General features: G+C 71.4%; 10 protein-coding genes. 8 read left to right on the top strand and 2 right to left on the bottom strand.

The window, feature by feature from the left end; genetic code table 11:
* A partial coding sequence (locus ACWCSD_RS42775; RefSeq protein WP_449923712.1) for an urea transporter occupies nucleotides 1-492 on the bottom strand: 492 nt, incomplete at its 3' end.
* Between the two features lie 225 nt (nucleotides 493-717).
* Between ACWCSD_RS42775 and ACWCSD_RS42780 the strand changes: the two genes are divergently transcribed.
* Genes ACWCSD_RS42780 through ACWCSD_RS42795 form a run of 4 tightly spaced genes read left to right on the top strand, consistent with a single transcriptional unit; the run spans nucleotide 718 to nucleotide 4,733 of the window.
* Entirely contained in the window at nucleotides 718-1,935 is a 1,218-nt protein-coding gene (locus tag ACWCSD_RS42780; RefSeq protein ID WP_387669900.1) for an ammonium transporter, read from the top strand.
* Complete coding sequence (crcB, locus tag ACWCSD_RS42785) at nucleotides 1,935-2,327, top strand: fluoride efflux transporter CrcB (RefSeq protein WP_449923716.1); 393 nt, start codon at nucleotides 1,935-1,937, stop codon at nucleotides 2,325-2,327. Before ACWCSD_RS42780 ends, crcB (ACWCSD_RS42785) begins: the two co-directional genes overlap by 1 nt.
* On the top strand, nucleotides 2,324-2,701 hold the full coding sequence (gene crcB / locus ACWCSD_RS42790; protein ID WP_449923719.1) for a fluoride efflux transporter CrcB: 378 nt from the start codon (nucleotides 2,324-2,326) through the stop codon (nucleotides 2,699-2,701). Before crcB (ACWCSD_RS42785) ends, crcB (ACWCSD_RS42790) begins: the two co-directional genes overlap by 4 nt.
* A gap of 22 nt (nucleotides 2,702-2,723) precedes the next feature.
* Nucleotides 2,724-4,733: an APC family permease gene (locus ACWCSD_RS42795; protein WP_397164247.1), complete on the top strand. Its 2,010-nt coding sequence runs from the start codon at nucleotides 2,724-2,726 to the stop codon at nucleotides 4,731-4,733.
* On the opposite strand, the gene ACWCSD_RS42800 is transcribed toward ACWCSD_RS42795, so the two are convergent.
* Nucleotides 4,717-5,367, bottom strand: coding sequence for a biliverdin-producing heme oxygenase (locus ACWCSD_RS42800; protein ID WP_352354231.1), 651 nt, complete (start codon nucleotides 5,365-5,367; stop codon nucleotides 4,717-4,719). The genes ACWCSD_RS42795 and ACWCSD_RS42800 overlap by 17 nt on opposite strands.
* Nucleotides 5,368-5,622: 255 nt before the next feature.
* Here ACWCSD_RS42800 and ACWCSD_RS42805 point away from each other — a divergent pair, with 255 nt between their 5' ends.
* The 4 genes from ACWCSD_RS42805 to ACWCSD_RS42820 form a co-directional block, all read left to right on the top strand.
* Entirely contained in the window at nucleotides 5,623-6,459 is an 837-nt protein-coding gene (locus ACWCSD_RS42805) for an STAS domain-containing protein (RefSeq protein WP_397164249.1), read from the top strand.
* Nucleotides 6,459-6,824: an STAS domain-containing protein gene (locus ACWCSD_RS42810; protein ID WP_221762408.1), complete on the top strand. Its 366-nt coding sequence runs from the start codon at nucleotides 6,459-6,461 to the stop codon at nucleotides 6,822-6,824. Before ACWCSD_RS42805 ends, ACWCSD_RS42810 begins: the two co-directional genes overlap by 1 nt.
* A gap of 8 nt (nucleotides 6,825-6,832) precedes the next feature.
* The gene (locus ACWCSD_RS42815; RefSeq protein ID WP_449923728.1) at nucleotides 6,833-7,216 is read left to right on the top strand and encodes an anti-sigma regulatory factor; all 384 of its coding nucleotides are present in this window, start codon (nucleotides 6,833-6,835) and stop codon (nucleotides 7,214-7,216) included.
* On the top strand, nucleotides 7,204-7,875 hold a 672-nt coding region (locus ACWCSD_RS42820; protein ID WP_449923725.1), incomplete at its 3' end, for an anti-sigma regulatory factor. The genes ACWCSD_RS42815 and ACWCSD_RS42820, both read left to right, overlap by 13 nt.

A 7,875-nucleotide genomic window follows, 5' to 3' on the forward strand; every position in this document is an offset into this window, starting at 1 on the left:
CGTCACCGCGGTCCCCGGGGACGTCGCCGACGGCGGCGCCGCCAGGACGTGCCGGCGCCAGACCCGCTCGTAGGCCGGGCCGCCGACCACCATGATCGTGGCCACCGCGCAGAACGGCGCCGTGAGCCCCGGCAGGTCGTGCGGCCCGAGCAGCGTCTTGAGCGCCGACGTCAGGACGCTGCCCATGATCGCGCCGACGACGACCAGCAGCAGGGTGATCCACCGGGCCTGGAAGTACAGCACCAGCGCGACGCCGATCAGCGTGCCGTTGAACCCTTCGAGCCCCGCGGCCACGCTCTCCCTGGACGCGCCGAGGAACCAGGCGGTGAGCGTGCCCACGGCGGCGCCGACCAGGCCGAACAGCGCGAAGCGCCATCCGGCGGCGAGCAGCGCGACGACGAAGCAGATCGCGGTCCCCAGGTTGTTCTGCAGGTCCACCTGGCTGACGCCGCGGAGCGTGGCGAGCGGCAGGTCGGGCATCTCGGCGCGCATGTCCGCCTGCCTCTCTCGCCGGCACCGGGGTTGACGAGCGGCAACATTCCCCTGCGGGCGGCGGGCCACGCGGCGGCGGCGGTGGGATGGACATTCTTTGCGAAAGCCGTCGAGGACTAAGAGCGCCTCAACAATGCACATGCCCGGCAAAGGCGCTTTACCAGGGAGTTTTGCCTCCGGTTCCTCCGATCATCTCTGTCTGGGGACAGGGAGGGAGGTCGGGCGATGCCGCCAGGGCTCAACACCGGCGATTCGGCCTGGGTGCTCGTGAGCGCCGCCATGGTGCTGCTCATGACGCCCGGACTGGCCTTCTTCTATGGCGGCATGGTCCGCGCCCAGAACGTGCTCAGCATGCTGTTCATGAGCTTCGTCTCGATCGCCCTGGTCACGATCCTGTGGTTCGGCTACGGCTACGGGCTGGTCTTCGGCCCCGACGTGGGCGGCGCCGGCGTGATCGGCTTCGGCGACCTGCGCTTCGCCGACATCACGCCCACCATGCTGCACGGCCGCGTCCCCACCTACGCCTTCGCGCTGTTCCAGCTCACCTTCGCCATCATCACGGTGGCCCTGATCAGCGGCTCGGTCGCCGGCCGGACCCGGCTCGGGCCGTGGATCGTGTTCTCCGTCGTGTGGGTGACGCTGGTGTACTTCCCGATCGCGCACTGGGTGTTCGACCGGCAGGGCTGGATCAGCCGGTGGGGCGTGCTCGACTTCGCCGGCGGCCTGGTGGTCGAGCTGAACTCCGGCATGGCCGGCCTGGCCCTGGCTCTCGCGCTCGGCCCCGGCGTGCGCTTCCGCAGGAAGGAGCCGCCCCGGCCGAGCAACATCCCGTTCGTCATGCTCGGGCTGGGCCTGCTGTGGTTCGGCTGGTTCGGCTTCAACGCCGGCTCGGCCATGGCCGACGGCGGCATCGCGGTCAACGCGTTCCTGACCACCATGATCGCCGGGGCCGCCGGGATGCTGACCTGGCTCGTCCTGGAGTGGTTGCGGTACCGGCACTTCACCCGGCTCGGCTCGGCCACCGGCGCGCTGGCCGGGCTGGTGGCCATCACGCCCGCCTGCGCCTTCGTCAACGCCGAGGGCGCCCTGGTCGTCGGCATCGTGGCCGCCGTCGTGGTGTCGTACGCGGTCACCTGGAAGCTCGTCCTCGGCTACGACGACACCCTCGACGTCGTCGGCGTGCACGGCGCGGGCGGCATCGTCGGCACGGCCCTCATCGGCCTGCTCGCGACCGGCGTCAGCGCCACCAGGACCAAGGGCCTGCTGTACGGCGGCTCGATCGAGGTGCTGCTCAAGCAGCTCGCCGCGATCGTCGTCGTCGGCCTCTACTCCTTCGTCGTCACCTATCTCATCGGCCGCGTCGTGGACCGGCTGTGCCGGATGCGCGAGACCGAGGCCGAACAGCTCGCCGGCACCGACGCGCAGCTCGGGACGGAGGACTGATGGCCGCCACCCGCCATCCGGCCCGCGCGCTCGTCCTGGTCGGGGTGGGCGGCGGCGTCGGCGCGGTCGCCCGCCACCTGCTCACCCAGACCCTGATGGGCGCCGACCACCCGCTGCCCTGGCCCACGCTGGTGGTCAACGTCCTCGGCTGCCTGCTGATGGGCCTGCTCACCGGCGAGCTGACCCGCCACCCGCTGCACCGCATGCCGGTCAAGGCGCTGCTCGGCACCGGCTTCCTGGGCGGCTTCACCACCTTCTCGCACCTGGTGGACGGCGTCCGCGAGCTCACCGTCGGCGGCGCGGCCGGCTGGGCGGTGCTCTACCTGGTGCTCAGCGTCGTCGTGGGCCTGCTGGCCGTCTGGGCGGGCCTGCGGCTGGGCGGCCGTCGATGATCCTCGCGCTGGTCGTCTTCGTCGGCGGCCTGATCGGCGCGCCGGCCCGCTACCTCGTGGACGCAGGCGTCACCGAGGCGGCCGGCAAGGCGATGCCGTGGGGCACGCTGGCCGTCAACGTCATCGGCTCGGCCGTGCTCGGCGTCCTGATGGGCATCGCCTCCCACGGCGCCCTGCCGCCGGCCGTGTTGTCGCTGGTCGGCACCGGGTTCTGCGGCGCGCTCACCACGTTCAGCACCTTCAGCGCCGACACCTGGAAGTTGCTGGCCGCCGGGTCCACCGGCCGGGCGCTGGCCAACATCGCCATGAACCTGGTGCTCGGCCTGGCCGTCGTCAGCCTCGGCTACCTGCTCGGCAGGGCGATCGCCGGCTGACCGGAAGGAGGCGGGAACGCCCATGACCACCGCCTCCCCGTGGGAGCGGGCCAAGCGGGCCCTGGTCGGCCGGCCGCTGCGGACCCAGCACCTGGAACGGCAGCTCCTGCCCAAGCGGCTGGCGCTGCCGGTCTTCTGCAGCGACCCGATCTCGTCGGTGGCGTACGCGACCGAGCAGATCATCATGGCCCTCACCCTGGGCGGCCTCGCCCTGCTGCACGTGACCGGCTGGATCGCCCTGGCCATCGTGGCCATGCTGGTGATCATCATCGTGTCCTACCGGCAGACCTGCTACGCCTACCCGGGCGGCGGCGGCGCGTACGTCGTCAGCCGGGAGAACCTGGGCGTCAACGCCAGCCTGGTCGCCGCCAGCGCGCTGCTGGTCGACTACGTGCTGACCGTCGCCGTCTCCGTCGCCGCCGGGGTGGACGCCATCACCTCCTACGCGCCCGGTCTGAACCGCTGGTCGGCGCCGCTGAGCGTGGCCTGCGTCGCGCTGCTCACCCTGGTCAACCTGCGCGGCACCCGCGAGTCCGGCCGCGGGTTCGCGGTGCCCACCTACGCCTTCATCGCCGCGGTCTACCTGATGTTCCTGGTCGCCGCCTGGCGGCTGCTGGCCGGCGAGCATCCCCGGGCGGTCAGCGCCGGCTTCACCATCGAGCCGCTCTACCAGCCCGTCGGCTTCGTCGCCGTCTTCCTGGTGCTGCGCGCGTTCGCCTCCGGCTGCACGGCGCTGACCGGGGTGGAGGCGGTCAGCAACGGCGTGCCCGCCTTCCGCCGGCCCAAGAGCAGGAACGCGGCGAACACCCTGGCGATCATGGGCGTGCTGTCGGTCACCATGTTCTCCGGCATCACCGTGCTGGCCCTGCTCACCCACGTCCGGATGACCGACCCCGACCACCCCGGCCGGCTCGCCGGGATGCCCGCCGGGTACGTCGAGCCCACCGCCCTGGCCCAGATCGGCGACGCCGTGCTCGGCCGCGGCGTCCTGTACGCCTTCCTCCAGGCCAGCACCGCAGCGATCCTGATCATGGCGGCCAACACCGCCTACAACGGCTTCCCCATGCTGGCCTCGATCCTGTCCGCCGACTCCTACCTGTCCAGCCAGCTGCACAAGCGCGGCGACCGGCTGGTCTTCAGCAACGGCATCCTGCTGCTCGCGACGGCCGCGGCCGTGCTGCTCGTCGTCTTCGACGCCAACAGCTCCCGGCTCATCCAGCTCTACATCATCGGCGTCTTCATCTCCTTCACGCTGAGCCAGGCCGGCATGGTGCGGCACTGGCAGCGGACCGGCCCGCGCTCGCCCGGCGTGCGGCGGCGCCAGGCCGTCAACGCGACCGGCGCGACGGTGACCGCCGCCGTCCTGGTGATCGTGCTGGTCACCAAGTTCGCCAACGGCGCGTGGCTGGTCTGCCTGGCCATCCCGGGCCTGTTCGCGCTCATGAAGGGCATCAGGCGGCACTACGACCAGGTACGGGCGGCCACCACCCCGGACACGCCCGTCGAGCTGCCGGGCGGCGCCCACGCCATGGTGCTGGTCTCCCGGCTGGGCAGCCCCGCGCTCCAGGCGGTCGCCTACGCCGCGGCCACCCGCCCGGCCGGGCTGGAGGCGGTGCACGTGTGCACCGACGAGGAGGCGACCCGTGAGCTGCGCGAGGGCTGGGAGCACTACGCGCCCTCCTCCGTGCCGCTGAGGATGATCGAGGCGCCCTACCGGACCGCCGTGGGCCCGATCCTGCGGCACGTACGCGACTGGCTGGCCCTGCACCCCGACCAGATCGTGACCGTCTACATCGTCGACTACGTCACCGGCCGCTGGTGGGAGCCGGCCCTGCACAACCGGCTGACCGCCCGGCTGCGGGACCGGCTGCTGCTGCTCCCCGGGGTCATGGTCACCCTGGTGCCCTACCGGCTGGCCTCGGGCGAGGGCCGGGCCGAGCGCCCGCCGCGGCTGCCCACGCGCCTGGCCGTCCTGGCCCAGGCGCCGGACGGCGGCGACGACCCGGCGCAGGCTGCTACGCCGCGGCCCTGACGACGTGCATGAGCTCGGCCAGGACCTCGGTGTTGAGCTGGTAGGCCAGCCGCACCTCGCCGATGATCCGCTGCCGCTCGCGCTCGTCGAGCTCCGCGCCGAGGGCGTCGAGCCGGGCCCGGTACTCGGTCTTGAACCGCGGCAGGCTGCCGACCTCGTCGAAGATGTAGAAGTCGACGCCGCCGCCGGCCCGGTAGCCGAAGATCTTCTGCAGTTCCATGCGGATGAACTGGCCGCCCGACAGGTCGCCGAGGTATCGGGTGTAGTGGTGGGCGACGTAGCCGCCGGGCCAGTCGGTCATCTGGTGGATGCGGGCCTGGAGGGTCCGGGTGGCCTTGGAGGGGGCGACGCGCTCGCGCCAGGCGGGGCCGTAGATGGTGGCCAGGTCGCGTTCCAGGGCGGGCTCGCGGTACAGCTCGGGGAAGACGAAGCGGCCGGCGACCGGGTGGGCGGCCAGCTCCTTGGAGACGCCGTCGAGGGCGAGGTAGGCGAAGTAGTGCTGGGCGACCATCTCGCCGTACTCGTGCTCGGTCAACCGGCCGCTCATCAGCTCGGCGAGGTAGCCCTCGGACTCGGCCGACTCGTGGTCGCCCCAGGTGGCGGCCCTCAAGGTCTCGGAGAACGACGTCGTCACAGCACTTCCCCAACTCGCGCGAATGTTTCTGACACAGTGTCACAACCCTCGGAGGCTCCGTCAAGGTTATGGCGACAGCATGTCAGCAAGACTCGCCTCCGCCGTTCATCTACCCAGGAAGGCGGGGCTCAAGGGGGCGGGCCTGGCGGGGCCGTCCGTCGCGCACAGTGGCGGGCGTCAAACGGTCCGCTACCTGGAAAAATCGCTCTAACATACGGTGACACCGTCACTCGCTAGCCAACCCAGGAGTGATCCTTGACCGTCCAAGCCGACGTCGCCAGGCGACGCATCGAAGAGCTGCTCCGTGAGCACGAGGAGCAGATCCTCGCCCGTTGGGTGCAGCTCGCCAAGGCCCCGTCGGACGAGCTTCTCGACATCTACCGCGCCCTGCGGTCCTCGCTCGATCAGGGCAAGGGAGACCTCGCCGACGTCCGCGGGCTGCTCGCGGAGCTCTCCCGCACCCGCGCCCGCGCCGGCCACCAGCCCGCCGACACCGCCCGCGCGGTCTTCGGGCTCAAGGAGGCCCTGTACGAAGTCGTCGAGGCCGATGGCGAGCCCGAGGCCCTGCGCGGCTTCATCTGGTTCTCCCGGCTCATCGACGACCTCGGCCTGCTCACCTTCGAGACCTTCGCCGACGCCCGCGAGAAGATCATCCTGGACCAGGCCGAGCAGCTGCTCGAACTGTCCACCCCGGTGGTCAAGCTCTGGGAGGGCATCGTCGCCGTGCCGCTGATCGGCACCCTCGACTCCGCCAGGACCCAGGTCGTGATGGAGAAGCTGCTGCAGACCCTGGTCGACACCGGCGCAGAGCACGCTGTGATCGACATCACCGGCGTGCCCGCCGTGGACACCCAGGTGGCCCAGCACCTCCTCAAGACCGTGGTGGCCGCCAGGCTGATGGGCGCCGAATGCGTCATCTCCGGAATCCGCCCGCAGATCGCGCACACCATCGTCACGCTCGGCATCGAGTTCGGCGACATCGTCACCAAGGCGTCGCTGGCCGACGCCCTCGCCCACGCCTTCAAGCGCAGCGGCGTGCAGGTGACGCAGTCCAAGCACGCCCGCATCGCCGTCCGGGCGGAGGGCGCCTGATGGACCGGGTGCCCGTACTCAAGCTCGGCGACATCCTGATCGTCTCCATCCAGATCGACCTGGAGGACCAGAGCGTGCTGGCCCTCCAGGAGGACCTGGCCGAGCGGGTCGTCGCCACCGGGGCAAGAGGTGTGATCATCGACATCACCGCGGTCGAGATCGTCGACTCCTTCATCGGCCGCATGCTGGCCACCATCGCCACCATGTGCCGCATGCTGGACGCCCAGACCGTGGTCGTCGGCATGCGTCCCGCGGTGGCGATCACCCTGGTCGAGCTCGGCCTGTCGCTGGGCGGCGTGCGCACGGCGCTGAACCTGGAGAAGGGAGTGGCGCTGCTCGACCACGTCAGGGGCGCCGCCACGTGACCGAGACGATGACGATCGCGGGCAGCGCGGACGTCGTGATGGTCCGGCAGATCGTGCGGACCCTCGCGATCGAGGCAGGGCTCTCCCTCGTGGACCAGACCAAGATCGTCACGGCGGCCAGCGAGCTGGCCCGCAACGCGCTCGTCTACGCCGGCGGCGGTGGCGTGCGCATCGACCTCGTCGAGAACGGCCGGAAACGGGGCCTGAAGCTGGTCTTCAGCGACGACGGCCCCGGCATCCCCGACCTGGACAAGGCGCTCACCGACGGTTTCACCACCGGTGGCGGCATGGGCCTCGGCCTCGGCGGCTCCCGCCGGCTGGTCGACGAGTTCGACCTGATCTCCGCCCCCGGGAAGGGTACGACCGTGACGGTGACCAAGTGGGCGAGGTGAACCCGACCTGGGTGCGCGCCGAGGACCCGAGTGCCGTCGGCGCCGTCCGGCGGCGGGCGGTCGAGCTGGCCGAGGCGGCCGGCTTCGACACCACCCGCACCGGGCAGACGGCCGTGGCCGTCAGCGAGGCGGTCTCCAACCTGGTCAAGCACGCCGTGGAGGGCGTCGTCCTGGTGCGGCCGCACCCCGAGGCGCCGGCCGGCGTGGAGCTCGTCGCGGTGGACAAGGGCCCCGGCATGGCCGACGTGGCCCGCGCCCTGCGCGACGGCTACTCCACCTCCGGCACGCTCGGCATCGGCATGGGGGCCATCGCCCGCATCGCCACCGGATACGACGTTCACTCGGTGCCCGGCATGGGCACTGTGCTCGTCATGCATTTCACCGCCGAGGGCGCGCCCGGCCCTCCGCTGCGCGCCAGCGGCCTGACCCGGCCGATCGGCGACGAGGTGAGCTGCGGTGACGGCTACGCCATCGCCGAGAACGGCGAGAGCACCACGGTGCTGCTGTGCGACGGCCTCGGCCACGGCCACATCGCCGCCATCGCCGCGCAGACCGCCATCGAGCTGTTCGCGCAGGATGACGTAGAGCCGGGCTCTGTCATGGAAGAAGCGGTCGAACAGCCAGCCGCCGAGGACGACGGTCGCGCACATGACCAGGCC

The sequence above is a fragment of the Nonomuraea sp. NPDC001684 genome (assembly GCF_053596515.1).